Below are 22,976 nucleotides of genomic sequence, written 5' to 3'. Positions count from 1 at the left end.
GTGAATGGGTTCGTTCCCCGTCGCGGAACACCCCGTCCGCCGGTCTCACTACACGTTGCGTTGGCAGGTCTCCCGGCTTGCGGAGCAGGATTTCTCCCTCGATACCCACCTTCCCGATCCCTGAAGGGAATCAGTGGCTTTTGGGCATCTCTCCGGTCACGGTCGCGGGGGCGGCTGCTTTTCAGGCCCACCTTGAGCCCTATCGCATTCCCTCTTCGCCTGTCGTAGGACAGGAACCAACGCGGGCCCACCATTCGTCCGTGGCTCGAACTTGTCAAGCCGAAGGAACGTCATGATTTCTGAAGAAAACGGCGCCGAAGACGAGGTCGTCAGCAGCGAGGTTTCGCTGGATGCGCGCCACGCGACCAAGATGGCGAAAAAAAAGGTTGCCCGCGACAAGATCATGGCGACCAAGAGCGGTGAAAAGGGTCTGATCATCGTTCATACCGGCGCCGGCAAGGGAAAGTCCTCCTCCGCCTTCGGCATGATCGTGCGCTGCGTGGCGCATGGCTTCCCATGCGCCGTGGTGCAGTTCATCAAGGGCGCCTGGGATACCGGCGAGCGCCGCCTGCTCACCGGGCATTTCGGCGAACTCTGTCAATTCCACGCGATGGGCGAAGGCTTTACCTGGGAGACCCAGGATCGCGCGCGCGACATCGCGGCGGCTCAGGCGGGCTGGGAAAAGGCCAAGCAGCTGATCGCAGACCCGAGCTTGCGCATGGTTGTGCTCGACGAGATCAACATCGCGCTGCGCTACGATTATCTCGCCATCGCCGACGTCGTCGACTTCCTGACGACGTCAAAGCCGCCGATGACGCATGTCGTGCTCACCGGACGCAATGCCAAGGAGGAGTTGATCGAGATCGCCGACCTCGTCACCGAGATGACGCTGGTGAAGCATCCGTTCCGCTCCGGCATCAAGGCCCAGCCGGGCGTCGAGTTCTGACAAGCACCATGGCGCGCGCATTGATGATCCAGGGAGCCGGCTCGGACGTGGGCAAGTCGCTCATCGTCGCGGGCCTGGCGCGCGCTGCCAGACGGCGCGGCCTGCGTGTCTTGCCTTTCAAGCCGCAGAACATGTCTAACAACGCCGCCGTGACCATCGACGGCGGCGAGATCGGACGTGCGCAGGCCCTGCAGGCGCTCGCCGCCGGTGTCGAGCCGCACACCGACATGAACCCGGTGCTGCTGAAGCCGGAGAGCGATGTCGGCGCCCAGATCATCGTGCACGGCAAACGGATCGCTACCGCACGCGCGCGCGAATATTCCGCTATGAAACCGTCGCTGATGGGCGCGGTGCTGGAGAGTTTTGGGCGGTTGAAGGATCGCGCCGATCTGGTGCTGGTCGAAGGCGCCGGCAGCCCCGCCGAGGTCAATCTGCGTAAGTCCGATATCGCCAATATGGGCTTTGCACGCAAAGCTGACGTCCCCGTGGTGCTGGTCGGCGACATCGACCGCGGCGGCGTCATCGCACAGCTCGTCGGTATCCAGGCGGTGATCGATCCCGAGGATGCCGCGATGATCCAGGGTTTTGTCATCAACAAGTTCCGCGGCGATCCGACGCTGTTCGACGACGGCTACCGCCTGATCGAATCCCGCACGGCATGGCGCGGCTTTGGCGTGCTGCCCTGGTTTACCCGCGCCGGCGAGCTTCCGGCCGAAGACGCGCTCGGGCTCGGCGAGGCGCGCAAGCCCGGCCAGTGCAAGATCGCCTTCCTTGCGCTGTCGCGGATCGCCAATTTCGACGATCTCGATCCGCTGAAGCTCGAGCCCGGCGTCGATCTCGTGATGGTGCGCCCGGGCGAAGCCATCCCGGGTGATGCGAAGCTCGTCATCCTGCCCGGCTCGAAATCGACCCGCGGCGACCTCACCTTCCTGCGCGCGCAGGGCTGGGACATCGATCTGCTCGCGCATCATCGCCGCGGCGGCCATGTCCTCGGTCTCTGCGGCGGATATCAGATGCTCGGACACAGCGTCGCCGATCCCGACGGGATCGAAGGCTCGGCCGGCGAAACGCGCGGCCTCGGGCTTCTTGATGTCACAACTGTCATGACCGAGCAGAAGACGCTGACACGCGTCAGCGCGGTGCATGCCGCTACCAGTCAGCCGATCAGCGCCTATGAAATCCATATCGGGCGCACCGACGGTCCGGATCGTATCAGGCCATTTGCGTCGCTCGACGGCGCACCCGAAGGTGCCGTTTCCGCCGATGGTCGCGTTCACGGCAGCTATCTGCACGGCCTGTTCACGTCGGACGAATTTCGCAAGGCGTTCCTTGCAAAGCTCGATATTCCCGCGGCCGACCATCCATACGGCGCCAGGGTCGAGAGCGCGCTCGACGCGCTCGCCGAACACATCGAGACCCATCTCGATGTCGAAGGCCTGCTCGCGCTGGCGCGCTAGTACCTACTGTTCTTAAAGCGTGAGTCGTGATTCAAGGTCGGGATGATACCCGAAGCAAGAGAAGTCCACCTTTCGAGGAAAGATCGCAAGGTGCTTGAGGCGTGTTGCCGCTCCCCGGTGACGTTGCAGCGCGATTTGAAGCGGGCGCGGATAGTTCTGTTGGCGGCGGATGGACGCAGCACTCGGTCGATCGCCAAGGAAGTTGGGGTCCAGCCGCGGATTGTCAGCCTTTGGCGGCATCGCTATGCCGACCAAGGCCTTGAAGGGCTGCAAGACAAGCCGCGACCGGGCAAGCAGCCAATCTATACGAAGGCCACCGACAAGCGGATTCTGAAGCTGCTGGACAAGCCGCCGCCGGACGGGTTCGCACGCTGGACCGGGCCCCTGCTGGCCGGGGCGCTGGGCGATGTTGACGTCCAATATGTCTGGCGGTTCCTGCGCAGCCACAAGATTGACCTCGCGGCTCGTAAGTCCTGGTGTGAGAGCAACGACCCGAACTTTACGGCCAAAGCCGCCGATGTTGTCGGCCTCTATGTCGCCCCGCCCGCGAAGGCCATTGTGCTGTGCGTGGACGAGAAGCCCTCGATCCAGGCTTTGGAGCGAGCGCAGGGTTATCTGAAGTTGCCCAATGGCCGCGCCTTGACCGGCCAGAGCCACGATTACAAGCGGCATGGCACCACAACATTGTTTGCGGCGCTCGAAGTCGCCACCGGAAAGATCATCGCGGCGCATTCAAAACGCCGACGCCGCGTCGAGTTTCTCGACTTCATGAACAGCGTCACCGCGGCTTTTCCGAACCGGAAGCTTCACGTCATCCTCGACAACCTCAACACCCACAAGAAGAACGAGCATTGGCTCAAGGCCCACCCCAACGTGCAATTTCATTTCACGCCGACAAGTGCGTCTTGGCTCAATCAGGTCGAGGTATGGTTTTCGATCTTGCAGGGGCAGTCGCTCAGCGGCACCTCCTTCACAAGCCTCACGCAGCTTCAGGAGCACATCGATGCCTACGTCAACGCATACAACGACAGAGCCGAGCCCTTCGTCTGGACCAAGAAAAAGGTCCGTCAACGCCGTTTCAAAGGCCGCCGTATCACTCAGCTCTGATTCTGGGTACTAGGTCAGCGCGACAACGTCGTAGACAGCCGAGACCATTCGGCCTCGCCGCCGGGCAGACCGAGGCGCAGCCATCCCGGTTTTTGCTGAAAGACGCGCGACCAGATCAGCCCGCGGGCAAGCTTGTCCTGCGCGGCCAGCGCATCGCCGGTCTCGTAGAGACGGAACAGCGGCGTGCCACCGACCAGAGTCCAGCCCTGCGATCGCACCGCTGCATCGAGCCTGACGCAGTCGTCCGCCAGCCGCGCGGCCGTCGCCTTTGCCCAGTCGTGATCGCGCAGCGCCCGCCGCCCAATCGCAATCGCAGCCCCCGAAACCGGCCATGGGCCCGCCATCGCCGCAAGCGCGGCGATATCCGCCTCGCTGCCGATCGCGAAGCCGAGCCGCAGCCCGGCCAGTCCGTAAAACTTTCCGAATGAGCGCAGGATCACGAGCCCCGCTCGTCCGGCTTCCGGTGTGAGCGACAGGTCCGGCACGGCGTCCGCAAAACTCTCGTCAATCACGAGCCGTCCAACGCGCGGCAGCAGCGCGAGCAGCTCGCGCCGCTCATGGTGCCGCCCATCGGGATTGTTCGGATTGACCACCACGGCAAGATCGGCGCCCGCGAGCGCTGCGAGATCGGATACCTCGGCGACGTCCCATCCGGCAGCCGACAACACCGCGGCATACTCATTGTAGGTCGGCGCCAGAATCCGCGCCCGTCCACGGGACGCCAGCTGCGGCAGCAGCTGAATGGCAGCCTGCGCACCGCCCATCGCCACGATCGGCGCGTCGGTCGCGTAAGCCTGCCGCGCGGCGGAGTGCAGGGATTCAATCTCGGACCGCGACGGCAACGCGCTCCATTGCCGCGGCGACACATCGACGTCAGGATAAGGCACCCGATTGATCCCCGTCGACAGGTCGATCCAGTCGTCCGCAGCGCCGCCGAAGCGTTGCTGGGCGACATCGAGATTTCCGCCGTGCTCGCGCATGCGCCGCTCCTTCACGCCAGCGCAAGAGCGACGAACGCCGCAGCCAGCAGCATCATGGCGTAACGATAGAGTTTCAGCCCGGCGAAGATGTCGGCGGCAGCCGGATCGCGCGCGCCCTCGTTCAGCCAGGGCTCATCGGCGATGCTGCCGTGATAGATGCGGGGACCGCTAAGCCGCACGCCGAGCACGCCGGCCATCGCCGCCTCCGGCCAGCCGGCATTCGGCGAGCGATGGCGGCGCGCATCACGCAACATGCATGACCACGCCTGCGATGGCCGCGGCGCGAGCACCACGAACAGAAGGCCGGTCAGCCGCGCCGGAACGAGATTGGCGAGATCGTCGATCCGCGCGGCCGCCCAGCCAAAGGCGTCGTGCCGCTCGGTGCGATGGCCGATCATGGAGTCCAGCGTGTTGATCGCCTTGTAGCCAAGGATGCCCGGCAGGCCGAACAGCGCACCCCAGAACACCGGCGCCACGATGCCGTCGGAGGCATTCTCGGCGAGGCTCTCGATGGTCGCGCGCGCGACGCCGGCATCGTCGAGCGTTGCCGGATCGCGTCCGACAATCTGTGCGACCGCCGAACACGCGGCCGCGATGTCACCGGACGCCAGCGGATCGGCCACCGCCGCAACATGGTCATGCAGCGAGCGCAAGGCCACCAGCGGCCACGCCAGCACACCAACGAGGACGACGCGCACCCATCCGGATCCGAGCACGGACTGAACCGCCCAACCGAGGGCCATCGCCAGCGCGATCACTAGGATAGCAGCCGCGACACCGGCGACGCGGCGAAACGCCGGCGGGTCAGTGTTCCGGTTCCAGGCGCTGTCGACAAGCTGGATCAGCCGGCCGAGCCAGGTCACGGGATGGCCGATGCGTGCAAACAGCGGCGATGGCCAGCCCATCAGGGCATCCACAGCCATCGCCACCGCCATCGCTCCCGCAAAGCCCACTTAACCCTCTCCTCGCCGCGATCCCCCTGATGCGCAAGACATTGGCCGAGTGCAAGCCCTCCGTGGCGGATTTCGGCTTTGTGTTTCACCGCGATTGGTGGTTAGAGCGACGTAAACAGGAGATCCCATGGCCGTCATTCTGATCACGGGCGGAGCCCGATCCGGGAAAAGCCGGCGCGCAGAACTGCGTGCGCGCAGCTTTCCGGAGCGGCCGGTCTATATCGCGACCGCCGAGGCGCTCGATACGGAAATGGACGAGCGGATCGCCAAACATCGCGCGCGGCGCGGCAGCGACTGGATCGAACGCGAGGTGCCGCTCGACCTTGTCGCGGCGCTGTCCGAGACCGACGGCGGCGGCGCAAGGCTGATCGATTGCCTGACGCTCTGGCTGTCCAACCTGCTGCATGCGGAGCGCGATTGGTCCGAGGAAGTGACGCGCCTGGCGGACGCGCTGCCGCGTCAGCACAGCCCGGTTGTCCTGGTCACCAACGAGGTTGGCCTCGGCATCGTGCCCGACAACGCACTGGCGCGCAGCTTCCGCGATGCCGCCGGTCTGATGAACCAGACCATCGCCGGCGTGGCAGACGAGGTCGAGTTCGTCGTTGCGGGCCTGCCGATGAAGCTTAAGTGACGTCCGCGATGGATTCAGCCAAAGGCCCCGCGATGGTCTCATTCGACGATGGGTTTCGCCGGCAACTGCAGGAGCTGTTCGTGTGGCGGCGCGACGTGCGGCGCTTCCGAACCGATCCGCTGCCGGATGGCACGATCGAGCGGCTGATCGAGGTCGCCTGCCTTTCGCCTTCGGTTGGCCTGAGCCAGCCCTGGCGGTTCGTGATTGTCGACGATGCGGCACGCCGCCGCGCGGTGATCGAAGACTTCAAGACTTGCAACGCCGATGCGCTGCGGTCTTACTCGGGCGAGCGTGCAGCAAAATATGCCGCTTTGAAGTTATCGGGCCTCGAGGAGGCGCCCGGCCATCTCGCCGTATTCGCCGACAAGACCGACCACATCGGCTCCGGCCTCGGGCGTGCGACGATGCCGGAGACAACAGAATATTCCGTGGTGGCCGCGATCTGCTCGATGTGGCTTGCCACGCGCGCCGAAGGCATCGGGCTCGGCTGGGTGTCGATCCTCAACCCAGCCCGCATTCAGGAGATTCTGGAAATACCGGACGCCTGGAAATTCATCGGCTACCTCTGCATCGGCACCCCCCAGGCGGAATGCGACCGTCCGGAGCTCGAGCAGGCCAAATGGGAATCGCGGCGAGGTCCGGATGAATTCACCATCCGACGCTGACGGAGCTCCGGCCGCCGGCGGCGCCCAAAGCGGGGACGTTCACTGGCGCGCCGACATCGCCTCCCTGGTCTTTGGCCTCCCGGAGCACAGCGCGATCTGCGCGGTGCATCGGGGCGCATTTCGGACGCTGCTCGGCACGAACCCGACGCCAGACGCCTGTCTCGGCTATTTCTGCCAGTTTGAAGAAGCGTTTAGAGCAGCGGCGCACGCGAAAATCCTGCGCAAGCGCATCCCTGTTGCAACAAATTTGCATCTTACCAGTCGCGACATCGCGCGAAAGCTGCTAGAAGCCGACCAAATCGAACGTGGAGAACGACCATGAGCCAACCCCAGGTCACGCAAGCTCAAGTCACGCATCTGCCGGTTGCCACCGGACAGGTCGGACGGCTTGCCCAGTCCCTGATGGCGATGACGCTCGGTCTGTTCATCGTCGGCGTCGTCGGCTTCTCGCACATCGACATGATCCACAACGCGGCGCACGACGTGCGCCACTCCAACGCGTTCCCCTGCCACTGACCGCCTTGACATGAGCACGTTTCGCTCGATCGTCTTCTCGTCGGTCATTGCCGGTTTCATCGTTGGCCTGATCGTCACGGCGGTCCAGCAGTTCGGCACCGTCCCCCTGATCCTCAAGGCCGAGGTCTACGAGAAGGCGGCCGAGCACAAGCACGAAGCCTCCGCGCAGCCGCGCGCCATCCTCGTGCACGATCAAGCAGCGCATGATCATGGTGCGGAAGCCTGGGAGCCACGGGACGGGTTGGAGCGCACCCTCTATACGGCGGGGGCCAACATCCTGACCGGGATCGGCTTTGCGCTTTTGCTCTGCGGCTTCTTTTCGGTTCGCAGCGGCGCGACCGGCGAACCGGTCTCGTGGCATGAAGGCTTGATGTGGGGACTCGCAGGTTTTGCCGTCTTCACGATCGCGCCGGGCCTTGGGCTGCCGCCTGAACTGCCAGGTGTCCCCGCTGCACCACTGATGTCGCGTCAGATCTGGTGGGTCACCGCGGTGCTGGCGACTTCGGCCGGCCTCGGGCTGATCGTTTTCCGGCGTTCAGCGCCAGCCGCGATCGCCGGTGTGGTCCTGATCATGCTGCCGCATTTGATCGGCGCGCCCGAGCTCGAGCATGTCGAGACCAATGTGCCGTCGTCATTGTCGCATCAGTTCGTGGTCGCGGTCACGCTGACCAGCCTGGTGTTCTGGTCCCTGCTCGGCAGCCTGACGAGCGCCGCGTTCGCTTATTTCGATCGCCCCACTTCGGCCTAACGGCTTGATGACGACGCGGCTCAGCTCGCCTTCCTGAGCCGCTTCCCGGCCCGCAACTCCCTGTCCTGCACCAGCACCTTCTCGGCATAGAGCTGGTCGATCTCCTGCTCCGACAGCCCGAGCTCACCCAGGATCGCCTCATTGTGCTCGCCGAGCAGGTCGGCCCTCAGGTCGGCTTGCTGCGGCCATTCCGAGAAACGCATCGGCGCACCCGGGATCGCAAACTTGCCAATCTGCGGATCGCTGACATGGCGGACCGTGCCGCGCTCGATCAGATGCGGCTGCGCCATGGCATCATTCAGGGTCAGCACCGGCGCGCAGGGAATCCGCTCTTTCTCCAGCGCAGCAATCGCCGCATCGCGCGACGGAAACGTCTTGAGCCAGGCTTCCACGATCTCCCCCACCAGCACCCTGTTGTCGGCGCGGGCGCGCGCCGACTCGAACCGCGGGTCCTTTTCGAACTCCGGCCGCCCCAGCGCCCTAACCATTTGCGGCCATTGATGCGCCAGCGCGCAGATCACAATAAACTCGTCCCGGCCGCAATCGAACACGCCGACCGGGCCGCCGTTCGGGTGTAGCGAGCCTTCCCGCTGCGGCACAAAGCTGTCGCCGCGCAACGAAACCTTCGGCACATTGGCCTCGTGCATATGGAAATAGGTGTCGAGCAGCGTCGACTCGATGAACTGGCCTTCGCCGGTACGCTCGCGATGCAGCAGCGCAAACCCCACCGCCATCGCCGCGGCAACGCCGGTCGAGGCGTCTCCAATCGCGACCGGCACCTGCGCCGGTTTCCCGTCGGGGTCGCCGATCACGCCGGTGATGCCGGCGAAGGCCTGCGCGATATAGTCGAAGCCCGGCTTGTCGCTCAGCGGACCGCTCTGTCCGGCAAAGGAGATCGAGCACATGATCAGCCGCGGATTGATCTTTTTGAGCGTCTCGTAGCCAGGTCCGGCGCGCTCCATCACGCCGGGCGTAAAGTTCTCCACCAGAACGTCGGCCTTGGCCGCGAGCCGGGTCAGGATCTCGCGGCTCTTCTCGTGCTTGAAGTCGAGCGCGAGGCTGCGCTTCGAATGGTTCTGCTGGAAGAAGTAGGTGCTCTGCGAGGTGTTCTTGTAGGCGGGATCGCGCGGCTTGAGGCCCTGGAAGCGCGATCGGTCGCCAAACGGCGCGAGCTCGATCTTGATCACGTCGGCGCCGGCCTCGGCCAGCAGACGCGTGCAGGTCGGGCCCGCGACAAACTGGGTGATATCGAGCACGCGATAGCCGGTCAGCATTTTCGGAGGCAGGGTCATCTCAATGGTCCAATTGTTGTGATTGAAGCGCTCCGCCGGGCGCATCTCCACCCGCCGGCCTCGTTCCAAACAGATTGCTCCGCGCCTGCGCGTCGAGCGTCTTGCGAATGCCACGCCGGCCGACCGCGAGCCCCTTCTGGAGCTTCGGCCGCGCGCGCAACTCGGCGAACCAGCGCCTGACGTGTGGAAAGTCGTCGAGGGTGACGCCTTGCGCCTTGTGGGTCATCACCCAGGGAAAGCAGGCGATATCGGCGACCGAATAGCCGTTACCCGCAACACAAGTGCTCTCGCCGAGCCGATCGTTGAGCACGCCGTAGAGACGGCGCGCCTCATTACTGTAGCGCTCGACTGCATAGGGTATCTTGCTCGGCGCGTAGAGTGAGAAGTGCCCGTTCTGGCCGAGCATCGGTCCGAGCGCGCTCATCTGCCACATCAGCCATTGCTGCACGCGGGTGCGGCCACGCATGTCACGCGGAAAAAAGGAGCCAGTCTTCTCCGCGAGATAGAGCAGGATCGCGCCGGACTCGAAGATGGTCACCGGCTCTCCTCCGCCGGGCGGATCCCTGTCGACGATGACAGGGATCCGGCCATTCGGATTGAGTGCGCGAAACTCCGGCCGGAACTGGTCGCCGCGCGTGATGTTGACGGGCACCACGGTGTACGGCAGCTCGCATTCCTCAAGCATGATCGAGATCTTCCAGCCATTCGGTGTCGGCGCGAAATGAAGATCGATCATCGGAGCCTCCATCCTGCCGTTCAGGCCGGCTGCTTTTCTCGGGCGAGCAAAAGGCCAACCTCCTGCAGCCGGCGCTCCAGCATCGGCACCCGGTCGTTGCCCCAGAACTGCTCGCCGCGGAAGACGCAGATCGGCACGCCGAAGATATGGTCGCCCTGGCTCTCCTGTTGCGCCTCCTCATATTCGCGGCGGCCGTCGCCCTCGACATAGGCGCGATAGTCGGCACCGGACATGCCGAGCGAGACGATGAAGCGCTCCACCGCATCGACCTCGTCGACCGCGAGCTCGCGGCGGAAGAACAGCTCATAGACCAGCCGGCTGTATTCGATCAGACGTCCCTGCTTCTCCGCGAACAGCCCGCCGATCAGCGCCGGCGCGGTGTCAAAGATCTTCAGCGGGCCGCGGATGATCTTCTTGTCGCCGCGCTCGTTGGCGGACCGCCGTGCATCCATGTAGGAATACTTGACCTTGTATTCCGAATAGACGCTGCGCTGGCCGGAGCCCTTGATCCGCAGCTGGAACGGCCGCCATTGCACCTTGATGTCGTATCTCTTCTCCAGCTCGAACACCGGATCGAACGCCAGCCAGGCATAGGGGCTCTTGTAGTCCGAATACATCTTGAGGATTTCGCGCGACATGGTCTCTCCTTTGTGTCGATGTCATTGTGATTGAGCGACGAGCGGGCACTGGCTCTCCGACAGCGGCTGCGCCGCCTCGGATGGCGGAATGACCTTCTCGATGTTGTAGTAGTCCCAGGGCTTCTTGACCTCGCCGGGCGCCTTGATGCTCGCCATATAGAACGGATGCATCAGCCAGCCGTCGGCGCGCACAAAACCGTTCTCGACATACATGTCGTTGACCGACAGCTTCCGGATCTCATCGGCGACCTTCGGGCCATCGAGCGTCCTGGCGGCGGCGACGGCCTGCAGATAGTGCAGCGTTCCCGAGTAGACCGCGGCCTGATCCATGGTCGGCATCGCATGATGCTGCCTGAAGAAGCGCTCCGACCAGGCGCGTGTTTTGTCGGTGCGGTCCCAGTAGAACGGCGTCGCAAAGGTCAGCCCCTGCACATTGGCAATTCCGAGCGCGTGCACATTGGTGATGTAGGTCAGCGGCACCACGATGTGCTGACCGCCCTCGGCAATCCCAAACTCCTTGGCCTGCTTCAGGGCATTGGTGGTGTCCTCGGCGGCGGAGATCAGCCAGATCACCTTGGCCTTTGACGACACCGCCTGCAGCAGGAACGAGCTGAAGTCGGGATTGTTCTGCGGGAAGCGCACCGAGCCCAGCACCTTGCCCCCGGCCGCCTTGATCGCATTGGTGGCAGCGTCCTCCATCGCCTTGCCGAAAGAATAGTCGGCCGAGAGGAAGAAGAAGCTGTCGAGCCCGCGCTCGATCAGCGGCTTCGGCAGCGGCGCCGAAATCGCATAGGCATTGAGCGACCACGAGAAGGCGGTCGGCGCGCAAGCCTGCTGGGTGATCGCCGGACTTCCGGTCACGCCATGGATGACGATCTTGTTGCGCGCCCGCGCCAGTTCCTGCACGGCGAGCGCCACCGCCGACTGCGCCACATCGACGATGACGTCAGCGCCGCCGTTGTCGAACCAATTGCGGGCGATCGCCGCGCCCACGTCGGCTTTCGCCTGGTGGTCGCCGGAGATGACCTCGATCGGACGGTCCAGCACCTTGCCGCCAAAATCTTCAACCGCCATTTTGGCGGCGAGCACCGAGCCCGGCCCCATGATGTCGCGATACATGCCCGACATGTCGGTGAGCACGCCGATCCTGACCGGCTGCACATCCTCCGCCCGAACCGGCATCACCATCGCGCTGCCGACCAGCAACGCGATTGCCGCACCTGTGATCCATCGTGTCTTCGCCATCACTGTCCTCGACGTTCCCCACTTGGGACGGCATGCATGTGCCGGCCTCTTTGCTTCAGATGATCCGCCTTGACTTCAGATCGTCGATCCTCTCACCGGAAAGACCCAGCAGATCGCCATAGATCTCCAGATTGTTCTGCCCGAGCGTCGGCGCCGGCGCGGCGTATCCCTTATGCGTCCGTCCCAGCTTGATCGGGAAACCGGCGCCGATGACGCGCTGCTCGAGCGCCTCCGTCGGATGCGCGACGGCCTGCAGCATGTCGCGCGCATCGAGATGCTCCCAGGCGAGGATGTCGTCGATATCGCGGATCGGGCTTGCCGCGACATCGCCGCGATTGAGCGCCTCGATCGCCTCTGCCGTGGTGCGGCCCAGCGTCCATTCGCTGACGATCGCGTCGACGAGCGCATTGTTGCTGACGCGCCAGCCGGTGTTCATGAATTTTTCGTCTTGCGCGAGGTCGAGCCGGTCCATCACACCCAGCAGCGCAAGCCAGTCCTCGTTGGTGGCGGCGCCGAGCGCGATCGCACCGTCGCGCGTGGCATAGGTGTTGAACGGCGAGAATCGCATGATGCGATTGCCCTGCCGCGGCGCCATCCCCATCTGCTCGTAGCAATCCAGGGGCTCGTCGAGCACCAGCGACAGCAGGCAGTCGGCCATCGCGACGTCGACGAACTGGCCTTGCCCCGAAATGCGCTGCTCGGTCAGTGCCGCCAGAATGCCGGAGACCGCGAAGGCGCCGGTGATGCCATCCGCGAGCGCAGTGCCTGCCTTGCTGGGGCCGCTGTCCGGCGCACCCGTGATCGACATCAACCCGGACGCCGCCTGGATCATCAAATCATAGGCCTTGAGACGCCGGTCGGCGCCGGTCGATCCGTAGCCGGTCAGCGCGCAATGCACGATCGCGGGGTTGACCTGCCGGTTCGCCTCATAGTCGATCCCGAGCCGCTCGGCGGCGCCCGGGCGCAAATTCTCAACCAGGATGTCCGCCTTGCGCAGCAGCGCATGGAACAGCTCCATGCCCTCCGCCGAGCGCATGTTCAGCGTGATCGACTTCTTGTCGCGGCAGCGCTTCAGATAAGCAAGACCGAGATCGCTGTCGTGCTTGCGGTCGAGCGCGACGCCATCCTTGCCGAGGAACGGCGGCCCCGTCATGGTCGGGTCGCCCTGCTCCGGGGTGTCGATGCGGATGACTTCCGCACCGAAGCCCGCCAGCATCAAGGTGGCGAACGGACCTGAATAGAACCGCGTCAGATCGAGAACGCGGACACCCCTGAGCGCGCCGTTTGCCGTCATATTCAGGCTCGCCGTCATCCGGAATTCCCTTCCCGCTCACCGCCCTGCCGTTGTCTTCATCGTTGACGCCGCGGCGATATAGGTCAAATATTTTCCGATCCGGATTATTGATGCCAAAATGGAATGAATGATGCGCCAGCGTCGCCCGCGCCAGTTCGAGGTCAGCCTCAAACATCTACGCGCCGCCAACTCGGTTGCGGTGTATGGCAGCTTCACCGCGGCTGCCGCCGACCTCGGCATGACGCAATCGGCGGTCAGCCGTCTGGTGCTTCAGCTCGAGCGGCAACTCGGCGTTTCGCTGTTCCTGCGCTCGACGCGCAACGTCATCCTGACCGCACCGGGCCGCGAATTCACCGCATCGACGCAGCGCCTGCTCGCCGATCTCGGCGCCCAGGTCGACAATGCCCGTGCGCTCGGCGATCAGATCAAGGGACGCCTGATCATCTCGTGCCTGCTGTCGTTGACCCACCACGTGGTGCCGGAGGCCGTGCTGAAATACAGGAAGGCGCATCCGGGCGTCGAAATCCACCTGCGCGAGGGCCTCGGCAGCGAGGTCTATGAGGATGTCCGCAGCGGCCTTGCCGATTTCGGCGTCGGCAACGTCACCGCGCTCGGCCAGGAGGTGGTCAGCGATGACGCAGTGGAAGAGTCCTGCTTCGCGATCCTGCCTTCGCGCCATCCGCTGCGACACAAGAGCACGCTGAGCCTGCGCGAGTTGCGCAATGAAGCCTTCGTCTCGCTGCCGACCGGCTCAGGCCTGCGCAAGCAGATCGACAGCGTCGCGACCGCGAACGGCATCGTGCTTAATCACAGCACAATCGTCGAGCAGTTCGGCACGCTCTATGATTTTGTCGGCGCCAATGTCGGCATCTCGATCGTTCCGGCATCGGCATTGCCGCCGCGTGCCCCGCGCGGTGTCGTGGTCAAGCGCCTGGTCTCGCCGCCGCTAGTCCGCAAGATCGGCATCCTGCGGCTAAAGAACCGCCCGCTGACTCCGGCGGCGACCGGATTTCTCGATATCTTCCGGCCGCTGTTTCTGAGCGCATCGCGGCGGTGAAATCCGTCACCCCGTCAGCCAGGCGAACGCGCGGCGCAGGAATCCCGGCGCATCCTGCTCGACCGGAGTTCCGTGAGCCATCAGCACCTTTTCGGCGGGCCACGCCAGAATCCGTTGCAGCGCCTCGCGCGCCGCGCGGCGGTTGGTGAAGGCTGTGCGGAACTTGCGCGGCACCGACGGCTCCGGCCCGACCATCAGGTCGAGCCTTGCAATCGCCGCACGCCAGCCGGAGACCAGGTCGGCAGGGATCTGTTGCACCAGGTCAGTGAACAGCACGGTCCCGCTCGCGAGATGAAAAAATACCACCTCTGACGTGATCAAATTGCCGCGCATCACGACCTGGTCGATCTGCCCTGCCCAACCGGCGCTCGGTCCATCTGCGAGATCGGCATCGAAGGCGAGATCGCGCCGCCGCTTGCGCAGGCCCGGCGGGGCATGGAGCACGGCGGCCGGATAGGCCTGCTTCCACTCGCCGAGGAACAGGTGGTGCAGCGAGTTGGGGGCCACGATGTGCCTGATCGGGCCGATCGCGTCCACTTCGGTCCGCAGTTCCGCCGTCAACCGGACCGGAGACCAGATGAAGAGACCGCCGTCCGACAGCCTGATGACGGCCATCCGGGTCGGATAGTGAAACCCGGCGACCGCGACGTTCGGTCCTCCGGCGATCCAGATGTCGGGGCCGAAGTCCTGCAATACCGCCATTTCCGATGAACCATGACCGTCGAGCGCCGCGCACCATCGGCACGCTGCCGCCGGCGTTGCGGGTTCCTTTACCATGCCCGGCGTGACACGCCGCGGACAAAGGCAATGTCGCGCGACGGGTTCCGATCCTGCCGCGGCCAATTGCAGCGACCGGGTTTACGCAACCTTAGACGATTTGATCCAAATGTTGCGCGTGCATGACGCGATTGGGATGAAGCGGCCGATGTCGCAAAAGTCGGACCTCGAGGGACACAGGCTGACCTTCGCTGACGATGCTACGCGTCACCTCGCGACGCCGTCGGATGCCGCAGGTCCGGGCGCCGTCACGCTGCGCGCGACCAACAGCCAGACGTCCGGTCCAGGCACGCTGGTCTCCGCGCTGCGCGAGGCCGAATGGCTCACGGCCGATCGCGTCACGGCGTTCACCCGCGTCTTTCTCCTGCTGTTCATCGGCTGCATCGCGATCATCCCGTGGGCTGCGCCGACGATGGATGTCGGCCCTGACTTCGCAGCATTCTGGACCGCGGCAAAGCTCGCGCTCGAGGGCCGCGCCGGTGACGCCTATGGCGACGCAGGTCGCGCCGCGGTCGCGGCCCTGTTCGGTCAGAAGACCTACGCACCGTTCTTCTATCCGCCGACGTCACTGCCGTTCTGGCTGCCCTTCGCGCTGGTGTCCTTTGCGACCGCCGCCATCATCTGGATCGTCGCGACCGGCGCCGCCTATGCAGCCGCGGTGAGAGCCTTGCTCAAGGGCGGGTCCGTCGTTCCCATTCTCGCCTTTCCCGGCGTCTGGGTGTGCGCATTGTTCGGACAGAACTCGCTGTTCTCGGCAGCCTTGCTCGGCGGATCGGCCGTGACGCTGGACCGCTATCCGGTGATCGCGGGCGCGCTGCTCGGCTGCTTCAGCTACAAGCCGCAGGTCGCCCTGCTTGCGCCGCTCGTGCTGATCCTGACGCGGCGCTGGCGCGCGCTCGCAGCAGCGGCCGCAACAACGCTCGTGCTTGTCGTGGCGGCCACCGCCTGCTTCGGGATTGAGCCGTGGATCAAATTCATTGCCGTGCTGCCGGAGGCAAGCGCCTGGAGCCTCGGCGGTGAGCCCGGCTTCGAGAAGTTCGCGAGCCCCTACGCCGCGATCAGGCTGGCCGGCGGATCGAGCAACACCGCCTGGCTCGTCCAGGTGGCCGCGGCCGCGGTCGCGATATCAGTTCTGATCCTGGTGCTCCGGAAGCGGCCCGGCGGCGCCGCCGAGATCGCGCTGATGGTCGCGGCGACCGCCCTATGCGTGCCATCCCTGGGCAGCTACGAGGTGGTGATCCTGGCGATCCCGGGCGCGTGGCTGATTGCGCACGCGCTCGCGCACGGCTGGCTGCCGTATGAACGCATCGCGCTCGCCGCGCTCTACATGACGCCATTCGCCATGGTGCCTGCGGGCGCCAACGGCCTGCAGCTGGCGCCGATCGCCGCCGCCGTGCTCATGGCACTTGTCGCGCGACGCATCAGGCAACAGGCAATTTTTGACGCCTCGGCCGAAATTGCCAATCACTGAGTTGCCCGACGGCGCAAGCCCTCGCAGCAAAAATATTTCGGTTTATCTGAATACCCAACTCAGTGTATGAACTCCCCGTCTCACCCGATCGAGGGACGCTTGCGCATCGTCACGGGTGTTGCGGTGAGATGCGGTGGACGCCGAGCGTGGTGCTGACGAGAGCACGCGAAGCGGACGGTGAAGTCGTGTGGTCCTGACGCACTAGAGCGGGATGGGTCTAGCTTGAATCGATTTGGGATTCCCAAATCGGAAGGCTTCTGATTCAACATGCTGGCTGGGAAGGAGGCCAGCATGGATGGGACGAGCCTATTCGGACGACCTTCGTGAGCGGGTAGTGAGAGCTGTCATCAAAGGTGGCCTGTCGCGGCATCAGGCTGCGGCTCAATTTGGGGTGGGCATCAGCACGGCGATCAACTGGGTACAGCGCTTCCACGAGACCGGTAGCGTCAAGCCAGACCAGATCGGGGGCTATCGGCCAAAGAAGATTGCGGGGCCGCACCGCGAATGGCTGATGCAACGGTGCCGAAACGATTTTACCGTGCGCGGGCTGGTGGCCGAACTCGCTGAGCGTGGCCTGAAGGTCGATTACCGCACGATGTGGGAGTTCGTCCACGCCGAGAAGCTCAGTTACAAAAAAAGACGATGATTGCCGCCGAGCAGGATCGTCCCGATGTCACCCGTCGGCGGGCGCAGTGGACCAAGTATCGGGATCGGATCGATCCCACTCGGCTGGTGTTCATCGATGAGACCTGGACCAAGACCAATATGGCGCCGCTGCGGGGCTGGGCGCCGCGCGGTCAACGTATCAAAGCCAAGGTACCGCACGGCCGCTGGCGGACCATGACCTTCATGGCCGCCTTGCGCCACGATCGCATTACCGCTCCGTGGTTCCTCGAGGGGCCGATCAACGGCGAAGCCTTCCTTGTCTATATCGAGAAGGCTCTGGTCCCGACCCTGCGGCACGGCGACATCGTCATCATGGACAATCTCGGCTCGCACAAGGCCCACGCCGTGCGTCGCGCCATCCGTGCCGCCGGCGCCCGGCTCTTCTACCTGCCGAAATACTCGCCTGATCTCAATCCGATCGAGCAGTTCTTCGCCAAGTTCAAACACTGGCTGCGCAAAGCCGCACAGCGAACCACCGAGGCCGTCTACGATGCTATCGCTCCGATCCTCGGCACCGTCTCACCGGCCGAATGCGCCAACTACTTCGCAAAGGCCGGATATGACCAAAACTAAACTCATCACGCTCTAGTGGCCGGTGTCTCCCCGCAAGACGCGAAAGCGTTTTTGCGGAGACGGTGACAAAAAAGCCAAGTCTCGCCGGGGAGAGCACGAAGTAAGCCGTAAAACCATCGCGCAGGGAGAGCCGGAGTGTTTCCGGTTACACCTGTGGTCCTACCCCCGAGCTTTCTACCCATTGCTCGGGGCCCATGGGTGCGATCGGCACCCGGCTTTCCCTGCGCCCTCTGATCTCAGAGCGGCGAAATGAGACGCAAAGCTCGGACAAATCATGTCGCGAGAATGCGAAGCTGCGGCGCACAGGCGTCTCTGGAATACTGGATCACCCGCATGCGCGGGTGATGACACCGAACAAGCTGTTTGACAGTTGAATCAGACCAATACCGTCAACACGAACGCACGTCCCGCCTCTACCCGGCCGGCGTCAGGATCGCCTGCCGTGCCGCATGCCAGCTCGCCTCGTCGGGCGCGCAGAGCAGGCCGCCCGTCAGGTTGACCGGCTTGTACGGAGATCCGTCGAAATGCGCGCTGTAGCCGCCGGCCTCGCGATGCAACAGCCAGCCGGCGGCATGATCCCACGGCATCAGCTTGTTGTAGAACAGCAGGTGACAATGGCCGGACGCCGCCATGCGATACTCGTGCGCCGCGCATCGGAGCCAGGCACTGGCGCCAAGCCTGCAAAGGTTGCCGGCGACAATCGTGCGCAGCGGCTCAGGCAGGAAGTTGACACCGACCACCGCGTCCATCTGCTTGACCGGCACGGCCGGCGCCACCTTCATGTCATGCCGCCGGCCATCCGGCATCTCGAGCCACGCGCCCTCGCCGCGCAGCGCGAATGCCGTGTCGTTGCTCACAGGATCATGGATCGCGCCGAACACGATCTCGCCGCGCATGGTGGCGGCCACCATGGTGCCGAACAGCGGCAGGCTCGAGGTGAAGTTCCGCGTGCCGTCGATCGGATCGATGATGAAGGCGAGCTCCGCGGGTCCAACCTGATCGAGCGCGGCCGGATGGCGCGACGTCGCTTCCTCGCCGATCACGACCGCATTCGGGAAAGCCCGGAGCAGCGCCGCCGATATCGCCTGCTCGGCAAGTTCATCGGCTTCGGTGACCACGTCGAATGCCGATGTCTTGGTACGGACCTCGATCTCCCGCACGCGGCGGAACCGCGGCATGATCTCGCTGCGGCCGACCTCGGCGAGGATGTTTCCGATGTTCAGCGCATCGGCATGAGACAGTTTCACGCGGCGTCCTCCTGTGTTGCGCCAGCATCGTATCGTGAAACTGTGACTGCGTGGCCGTCACCGGCGCTGATTGTAGACATCGATGCAGACGGCGCCGAGCAGGACGAGGCCCTTGATCACTTGCTGATAATCGATGCCGATACCGAGGATCGACATGCCGTTGTTCATCACCCCCATGATCATCGCACCGACCACCGCGCCGCCGACCCGGCCGACGCCGCCATAGGCCGAGGCGCCGCCGATGAAGCAGGCGGCGATCACGTCGAGCTCGAAGCCGAGCCCGGCCTTGGGCGTCGCGGTGTTGAGCCGGGCTGCGAACACGAGCCCCGCCAACGCCGCCAGCACGCCCATGTTGACGAAGGTGAAGAAGGTCAGCCGTTCGGTCTTGACGCCCGAGAGTTTCGCGGCCTTTGCGTTGCCGCCGACGGCATAGATCTGCCGGCCGATCACCGTCCGCCGCGCCACAAAACCGTAGAGCGCGATCAGGACCGTGATGATGACGAGCACGTTCGGCAGGCCGCGATACGAGGCGATCAGATAGGTGAAATAGAGCACCGCGCCGGCCAGCGCGATGCTCTTTGCCACGAAGAACGCGTAAGGCTCGACCTCGATGCCGTGCGACTGCTCGCGCGCCCGGCTCTTGGCGCTCGCCAGCACCAGCGCGAACGCCAGCACGACACCGATCAGCAGCGAGCTCGGATAGAGCGTGCCGGCACTCGGAAACAGCTCGGGGATGAAGCCGGACGACAGCTTCTGGAAGGTCGGCGGAAACGGCCCGACCGACCGGCCCTGCAGCACCGCGAGCGCAAGGCCCTTGAACACCAGCATGCCCGCCAGCGTCACGATGAAGGACGGAATCTTGAAATAGGCCACCCAGTAGCCCTGCGCCGCGCCGATCGCGGCACCGACCAGCAGACAGGCGACGAAGGCGATCGGGTAGTCGACATGGTAGCTCACCATCAGCACTGCTGCGACCGCGCCGACGAACCCCGCGACCGAGCCGACCGACAGGTCGATATGCCCGGTGACGATCACGAGCAGCATGCCGAGCGCCATGATCACGATGTAGCTGTTCTGCAGCACGAGATTGGTGAGATTGACCGGCTGCAACAGCGTGCCGTCGGTCACGATCTCGAAGAACAGCATGATCGCGAGCAGCGACAGCAGCATGCCGTAGTTGCGCAGATTGTTCTTGATGAAGCCGGAATGCTTGGGGGTTTCGGGAAGTGACACCGTCTTGTCGGTCATTGTGCTCCGCCTCCCGCCCGCACCTCACTGGCAGGGGCGCCGTTCCCGGACATCCTGACATTGCGCATGATGGCGCGCATGATCTTCTCCTGCGTCGCGTCGTCCTTCGCGAACTCGCCGACGAAGGCGCCGTCATTCATCACACAAATCCGGTCGCAGATGCCGAGCAATTCCGGCATCTCCGACGAGATCACCACGACCCCCTTGCCGGCCTCCGCGAGCTCGTTGATGATACAATAGATCTCGTACTTTGCCCCGACGTCGATGCCGCGGGTCGGCTCGTCCAGCAGCAACACCTGCGGATCGGTCATCAGCCATTTCGACAGCACCACCTTCTGCTGGTTGCCGCCGGAGAGCTGCCCGGCCTCCTGATAGACGTCGGAGCAGCGGATCCGCATCCGGTTGCGATAGTCGCTGGCGGCCTTCAGTTCGACCACATCGTCGATCACGCCACGATCCGACACCTGGCGAAGGCTCGCCAGCGTCACGTTCTTGCGGACGTCGTCGGCGAGAAGCAACCCGAGCTGCTTGCGGTCCTCGGTGACATAGGCGAGCCCGGCATCGATCGCCGCCGGCACGCTGGCAAAGTTGGCATCGCGTCCATTGAGGCCGATCCTGCCGGAGATATTGTAGCCCCAGGCCCGGCCGAACAGGCTCATGGCGAACTCGGTGCGGCCAGCGCCCATCAGGCCGGCGATGCCGACCACCTCGCCGCGGCGCACCTTGAAATCGACGTTCTTGATCACCTGCCTCCCGGTGTGCAGCGGGTGATACACCGACCAGTTCTCCACCGTCAGCACGGGATCGCCGATCGCGACCTTTCGCTCGGGAAAGCGGTGCGCGAGATCGCGGTTGACCATGCTGCGGATGATCCGGTCCTCATCGACTTGCTCGGTCCGGCAATCGAGGCTGTCGACGGTGCGACCGTCGCGCAGCACCGTGATGCGGTCGGCGACGCGTGCGACCTCGTTCAGCTTGTGCGAGATCAGGATCGAGGCGATGCCCTGCGCGCGGAACGCCAGCAGCCGATCCAGCAGCGCGGCGCTGTCGGCCTCGTTGAGGCTCGCGGTAGGCTCGTCCAGGATCAGGAGGCGCACCTGCTTCGACAGCGCCTTGGCGATCTCGACGAGCTGCTGCTTGCCGACGCCCAGATCGGTGACCAGGGTATCAGGCGATTCCCGCAGGCCGACCTGGGTCAGCAGCTCCGCGGTCCGCCGGTACACCGCATCGCGGTCGATCACCCCGAACCGCGACGGCGCGCGCGACAGGAAGATGTTCTCGGCGATCGACATCAGCGGGATCAGCGCCAGCTCCTGGTGGATGATGATGATCCCCAGCGCCTCGGAGTCGTTGATGTCGCGGAACCGGCGCTCCTCGCCGTCGAACAGGATCGACCCTTCATAGCTGCCGGCGGGATAGACCCCGCTCAGCACCTTCATCAGGGTCGACTTGCCGGCCCCATTCTCGCCGACCAGGGCATGGATCTCCCCGGCCTCCACGGTGAAGTTGACGTCGCGCAATGCCTGCACGCCGGCAAAGCTCTTGCTGACGTCACGCATCTCAAGCATCGCCGTCATCAGATCGTGTCCCGCAGCGTCGATCGGTCTCGGCGCTATCAGCCGCCGCTCACCCGCCACTCCGCTCTAGTCGAATTGCGAGCGCTTATAGTAGCCGCTGTCAATCAGGACTTTCTCCCAATTGGTCTTATCCACCACGACCGGCTTGAGCAGGTAGGACGGAACCACCTTGACCCCGTTGTTGTAGGTCTTGGTGTCGTTGACGCTGACCTCCTTCTTGCTCAGCACGGCATCGACCATGTCGGCCGTGACCTTGGCGAGATCGCGGGTGTCCTTGAAGATGGTCGAGTATTGCTCGCCGCGCAGCATCGCCTTGATCGAGGGCACCTCGGCATCCTGGCCGCTGACGAACGGCATCGGCTGGTCCTTGCTGCCGTAGCCGACGCCCTTCAGCGAGGAGATGATGCCGATCGACAGGCCGTCATAGGGCGACAGCACCGCATCGACGCGCTTCTTGCCGTAGAAGGCGCTGAGCAGATTGTCCATGCGGGCCTGCGCGGTGGCGCCGTCCCAGCGCAAGGTCGCGACCTTGCCCATGCCCGTCTGGCCGCTCGCAACCACAAGCTTGCCGCTGTCGATATAGGGCTTCAGCACCGACATCGCGCCGTCGTAGAAGAAATAGGCGTTGTTGTCGTCGGGCGAGCCGCCGAACAGCTCGATGTTGAAGGGCCCCTTGCCGTCCTTCACCCCGAGCGCATTCTCGATCGACTGCGCCTGCAGCACGCCGACCTGGAAATTGTCGAAGGTCGCGTAGTAGTCCACATTCGGCGTATCCCGGATCAGACGGTCATAGGCGATCACCGTGATGCCCTGAGCCTTGGCCTGCTTCAGCACGTCGGACAGCGTGGTGCCGTCGATCGCCGCGATGACCAGCACCTTGGCGCCCTTGGTCACCATGTTCTCGACCTGGGAGAGCTGGTTCGGGATGTCGTCGTCGGCATATTGCAGGTCGGTCCCGTAGCCGCGTTCCTTCAGCACCTTGACCATGTTGTTGCCGTCGTCGATCCAGCGTGCCGAGGATTTGGTCGGCATTGCGATGCCGATGGTCGGCTTGCTCTGGGCGCGCGCGTCCGGCGCGGCCGCGGTGAGACCTGCCAGCGCCAGCGCGATCAACGAGACCTTCAATCTGAACATGCGTCACTCCCCTTCTTC

General features: G+C 64.4%; 23 protein-coding genes and 1 riboswitch. Of the genes, 11 read left to right on the top strand and 12 right to left on the bottom strand.

Annotated features, from left to right (window positions below; translation table 11 throughout):
- Positions 1–45: 45 nt before the first annotated feature.
- Positions 46–256, bottom strand: a riboswitch (cobalamin riboswitch).
- 36 nt (positions 257–292) lie between these two features.
- Genes cobO through HAP54_RS31160 form a run of 3 tightly spaced genes read left to right on the top strand, consistent with a single transcriptional unit; the run spans position 293 to position 3,510 of the window.
- Entirely contained in the window at positions 293–946 is a 654-nt protein-coding gene (gene cobO / locus HAP54_RS31170) for a cob(I)yrinic acid a,c-diamide adenosyltransferase (protein WP_166293998.1), read from the top strand.
- A gap of 8 nt (positions 947–954) precedes the next feature.
- On the top strand, positions 955–2,403 hold the full coding sequence (locus HAP54_RS31165; RefSeq protein WP_166293996.1) for a cobyric acid synthase: 1,449 nt from the start codon (positions 955–957) through the stop codon (positions 2,401–2,403).
- A gap of 42 nt (positions 2,404–2,445) precedes the next feature.
- Positions 2,446–3,510: an IS630 family transposase gene (locus HAP54_RS31160; RefSeq protein WP_166204319.1), complete on the top strand. Its 1,065-nt coding sequence runs from the start codon at positions 2,446–2,448 to the stop codon at positions 3,508–3,510.
- A 14-nt stretch (positions 3,511–3,524) separates the two neighbouring features.
- On the opposite strand, the gene cobD is transcribed toward HAP54_RS31160, so the two are convergent.
- Positions 3,525–4,490: a threonine-phosphate decarboxylase CobD gene (gene cobD, locus HAP54_RS31155; RefSeq protein ID WP_166293994.1), complete on the bottom strand. Its 966-nt coding sequence runs from the start codon at positions 4,488–4,490 to the stop codon at positions 3,525–3,527.
- Between the two features lie 11 nt (positions 4,491–4,501).
- Complete coding sequence (gene cbiB / locus HAP54_RS31150) at positions 4,502–5,443, bottom strand: adenosylcobinamide-phosphate synthase CbiB (RefSeq protein WP_166293992.1); 942 nt, start codon at positions 5,441–5,443, stop codon at positions 4,502–4,504.
- Between the two features lie 127 nt (positions 5,444–5,570).
- Here cbiB and cobU point away from each other — a divergent pair, with 127 nt between their 5' ends.
- From cobU to HAP54_RS31125, 5 genes are read left to right on the top strand one after another with little or no spacing between them, the layout of a single operon-like run.
- Positions 5,571–6,074: a bifunctional adenosylcobinamide kinase/adenosylcobinamide-phosphate guanylyltransferase gene (cobU, locus tag HAP54_RS31145; RefSeq protein ID WP_166293991.1), complete on the top strand. Its 504-nt coding sequence runs from the start codon at positions 5,571–5,573 to the stop codon at positions 6,072–6,074.
- A 32-nt stretch (positions 6,075–6,106) separates the two neighbouring features.
- Positions 6,107–6,739 carry a 5,6-dimethylbenzimidazole synthase gene (gene bluB, locus HAP54_RS31140; RefSeq protein ID WP_166306543.1) on the top strand — a complete coding sequence of 211 codons (633 nt, stop codon included), beginning with the start codon at positions 6,107–6,109 and terminating at the stop codon, positions 6,737–6,739.
- Positions 6,717–7,061 carry a hypothetical protein gene (locus HAP54_RS31135; RefSeq protein ID WP_210297517.1) on the top strand — a complete coding sequence of 115 codons (345 nt, stop codon included), beginning with the start codon at positions 6,717–6,719 and terminating at the stop codon, positions 7,059–7,061. The genes bluB and HAP54_RS31135 overlap by 23 nt, the downstream gene beginning before the upstream one ends.
- Positions 7,058–7,255, top strand: a complete 198-nt coding sequence (locus tag HAP54_RS31130) for a CbtB domain-containing protein (RefSeq protein WP_224741711.1) — start codon at positions 7,058–7,060, stop codon at positions 7,253–7,255. Before HAP54_RS31135 ends, HAP54_RS31130 begins: the two co-directional genes overlap by 4 nt.
- A gap of 10 nt (positions 7,256–7,265) precedes the next feature.
- Positions 7,266–8,003, top strand: coding sequence for a CbtA family protein (locus tag HAP54_RS31125; protein WP_166293989.1), 738 nt, complete (start codon positions 7,266–7,268; stop codon positions 8,001–8,003).
- Between the two features lie 20 nt (positions 8,004–8,023).
- On the opposite strand, the gene HAP54_RS31120 is transcribed toward HAP54_RS31125, so the two are convergent.
- The 5 genes from HAP54_RS31120 to HAP54_RS31100 are packed head-to-tail and all read right to left on the bottom strand — an operon-like array spanning position 8,024 to position 13,208.
- Positions 8,024–9,295: a CaiB/BaiF CoA transferase family protein gene (locus HAP54_RS31120; protein WP_166293987.1), complete on the bottom strand. Its 1,272-nt coding sequence runs from the start codon at positions 9,293–9,295 to the stop codon at positions 8,024–8,026.
- 1 nt (position 9,296) lies between these two features.
- Complete coding sequence (locus HAP54_RS31115; RefSeq protein ID WP_166293985.1) at positions 9,297–10,031, bottom strand: glutathione S-transferase N-terminal domain-containing protein; 735 nt, start codon at positions 10,029–10,031, stop codon at positions 9,297–9,299.
- 20 nt (positions 10,032–10,051) lie between these two features.
- Complete coding sequence (locus tag HAP54_RS31110; RefSeq protein ID WP_166293984.1) at positions 10,052–10,669, bottom strand: DsbA family protein; 618 nt, start codon at positions 10,667–10,669, stop codon at positions 10,052–10,054.
- Between the two features lie 21 nt (positions 10,670–10,690).
- The gene (locus HAP54_RS31105; RefSeq protein WP_166293982.1) at positions 10,691–11,914 is read right to left on the bottom strand and encodes an ABC transporter substrate-binding protein; all 1,224 of its coding nucleotides are present in this window, start codon (positions 11,912–11,914) and stop codon (positions 10,691–10,693) included.
- Positions 11,915–11,969: 55 nt separating this feature from the next.
- On the bottom strand, positions 11,970–13,208 hold the full coding sequence (locus tag HAP54_RS31100) for a CoA transferase (RefSeq protein ID WP_339156780.1): 1,239 nt from the start codon (positions 13,206–13,208) through the stop codon (positions 11,970–11,972).
- Positions 13,209–13,338: 130 nt separating this feature from the next.
- Here HAP54_RS31100 and HAP54_RS31095 point away from each other — a divergent pair, with 130 nt between their 5' ends.
- A complete protein-coding gene (locus HAP54_RS31095) occupies positions 13,339–14,265 on the top strand; it encodes a LysR family transcriptional regulator (protein WP_166293978.1) in 927 nt (308 codons plus the stop codon).
- Between the two features lie 6 nt (positions 14,266–14,271).
- Here HAP54_RS31095 and HAP54_RS31090 read toward each other — a convergent pair whose 3' ends face one another.
- A complete protein-coding gene (locus tag HAP54_RS31090; protein ID WP_166293976.1) occupies positions 14,272–14,967 on the bottom strand; it encodes a DUF4336 domain-containing protein in 696 nt (231 codons plus the stop codon).
- A gap of 223 nt (positions 14,968–15,190) precedes the next feature.
- Between HAP54_RS31090 and HAP54_RS31085 the strand changes: the two genes are divergently transcribed.
- On the top strand, positions 15,191–16,513 hold the full coding sequence (locus HAP54_RS31085; protein WP_166293974.1) for a glycosyltransferase family 87 protein: 1,323 nt from the start codon (positions 15,191–15,193) through the stop codon (positions 16,511–16,513).
- Between the two features lie 295 nt (positions 16,514–16,808).
- A protein-coding gene (locus tag HAP54_RS31080) for an IS630 family transposase (RefSeq protein WP_166293972.1) occupies positions 16,809–17,752 on the top strand; the annotation gives its coding sequence in 2 pieces (ribosomal slippage) (positions 16,809–17,145 and positions 17,145–17,752; 945 coding nt in all).
- Positions 17,753–18,165: 413 nt separating this feature from the next.
- On the opposite strand, the gene HAP54_RS31075 is transcribed toward HAP54_RS31080, so the two are convergent.
- From HAP54_RS31075 to chvE, 4 genes are all read right to left on the bottom strand, one after another.
- Positions 18,166–18,999, bottom strand: a complete 834-nt coding sequence (locus HAP54_RS31075) for an inositol monophosphatase (protein ID WP_312022799.1) — start codon at positions 18,997–18,999, stop codon at positions 18,166–18,168.
- A 57-nt stretch (positions 19,000–19,056) separates the two neighbouring features.
- The gene (gene mmsB / locus HAP54_RS31070) at positions 19,057–20,247 is read right to left on the bottom strand and encodes a multiple monosaccharide ABC transporter permease (RefSeq protein WP_166293970.1); all 1,191 of its coding nucleotides are present in this window, start codon (positions 20,245–20,247) and stop codon (positions 19,057–19,059) included.
- The gene (mmsA, locus tag HAP54_RS31065; protein ID WP_166293968.1) at positions 20,244–21,824 is read right to left on the bottom strand and encodes a multiple monosaccharide ABC transporter ATP-binding protein; all 1,581 of its coding nucleotides are present in this window, start codon (positions 21,822–21,824) and stop codon (positions 20,244–20,246) included. Before mmsA ends, mmsB begins: the two co-directional genes overlap by 4 nt.
- A 66-nt stretch (positions 21,825–21,890) precedes the next feature.
- A complete protein-coding gene (gene chvE / locus HAP54_RS31060) occupies positions 21,891–22,958 on the bottom strand; it encodes a multiple monosaccharide ABC transporter substrate-binding protein (RefSeq protein WP_166293966.1) in 1,068 nt (355 codons plus the stop codon).
- Between the last annotated feature and the right edge of the window lie 18 nt (positions 22,959–22,976).

This window comes from Bradyrhizobium sp. 2S1 (assembly GCF_011516625.5).
Taxonomy (GTDB): Bacteria; Pseudomonadota; Alphaproteobacteria; order Rhizobiales; family Xanthobacteraceae; genus Bradyrhizobium; species Bradyrhizobium septentrionale.
This window is presented reverse-complemented; position numbering and strand designations above follow the sequence as displayed.

Excerpts from the sequence above, each read along its gene's own strand:
- HAP54_RS31100 (WP_339156780.1), bottom strand. The coding sequence starts at position 13,208 with ATGACGGCAAACGGCGCGCTCAGGGGTGTCCGCGTTCTCGATCTGACG.
- HAP54_RS31095 (WP_166293978.1), top strand. The coding sequence starts at position 13,339 with ATGCGCCAGCGTCGCCCGCGCCAGTTCGAGGTCAGCCTCAAACATCTA.
- cobU (WP_166293991.1), top strand. The coding sequence starts at position 5,571 with ATGGCCGTCATTCTGATCACGGGCGGAGCCCGATCCGGGAAAAGCCGG.
- HAP54_RS31110 (WP_166293984.1), bottom strand. The coding sequence starts at position 10,669 with ATGTCGCGCGAAATCCTCAAGATGTATTCGGACTACAAGAGCCCCTAT.
- HAP54_RS31125 (WP_166293989.1), top strand. The coding sequence starts at position 7,266 with ATGAGCACGTTTCGCTCGATCGTCTTCTCGTCGGTCATTGCCGGTTTC.
- HAP54_RS31120 (WP_166293987.1), bottom strand. The coding sequence starts at position 9,295 with ATGACCCTGCCTCCGAAAATGCTGACCGGCTATCGCGTGCTCGATATC.
- HAP54_RS31165 (WP_166293996.1), top strand. The coding sequence starts at position 955 with ATGGCGCGCGCATTGATGATCCAGGGAGCCGGCTCGGACGTGGGCAAG.
- mmsB (WP_166293970.1), bottom strand. The coding sequence starts at position 20,247 with ATGACCGACAAGACGGTGTCACTTCCCGAAACCCCCAAGCATTCCGGC.
- cobD (WP_166293994.1), bottom strand. The coding sequence starts at position 4,490 with ATGCGCGAGCACGGCGGAAATCTCGATGTCGCCCAGCAACGCTTCGGC.
- HAP54_RS31085 (WP_166293974.1), top strand. The coding sequence starts at position 15,191 with ATGTCGCAAAAGTCGGACCTCGAGGGACACAGGCTGACCTTCGCTGAC.
- HAP54_RS31160 (WP_166204319.1), top strand. The coding sequence starts at position 2,446 with ATGATACCCGAAGCAAGAGAAGTCCACCTTTCGAGGAAAGATCGCAAG.
- HAP54_RS31130 (WP_224741711.1), top strand. The coding sequence starts at position 7,058 with ATGAGCCAACCCCAGGTCACGCAAGCTCAAGTCACGCATCTGCCGGTT.
- HAP54_RS31105 (WP_166293982.1), bottom strand. The coding sequence starts at position 11,914 with ATGGCGAAGACACGATGGATCACAGGTGCGGCAATCGCGTTGCTGGTC.
- cobO (WP_166293998.1), top strand. The coding sequence starts at position 293 with ATGATTTCTGAAGAAAACGGCGCCGAAGACGAGGTCGTCAGCAGCGAG.
- HAP54_RS31115 (WP_166293985.1), bottom strand. The coding sequence starts at position 10,031 with ATGATCGATCTTCATTTCGCGCCGACACCGAATGGCTGGAAGATCTCG.
- HAP54_RS31135 (WP_210297517.1), top strand. The coding sequence starts at position 6,717 with ATGAATTCACCATCCGACGCTGACGGAGCTCCGGCCGCCGGCGGCGCC.
- mmsA (WP_166293968.1), bottom strand. The coding sequence starts at position 21,824 with ATGACGGCGATGCTTGAGATGCGTGACGTCAGCAAGAGCTTTGCCGGC.
- bluB (WP_166306543.1), top strand. The coding sequence starts at position 6,107 with ATGGTCTCATTCGACGATGGGTTTCGCCGGCAACTGCAGGAGCTGTTC.
- HAP54_RS31090 (WP_166293976.1), bottom strand. The coding sequence starts at position 14,967 with ATGGCGGTATTGCAGGACTTCGGCCCCGACATCTGGATCGCCGGAGGA.
- chvE (WP_166293966.1), bottom strand. The coding sequence starts at position 22,958 with ATGTTCAGATTGAAGGTCTCGTTGATCGCGCTGGCGCTGGCAGGTCTC.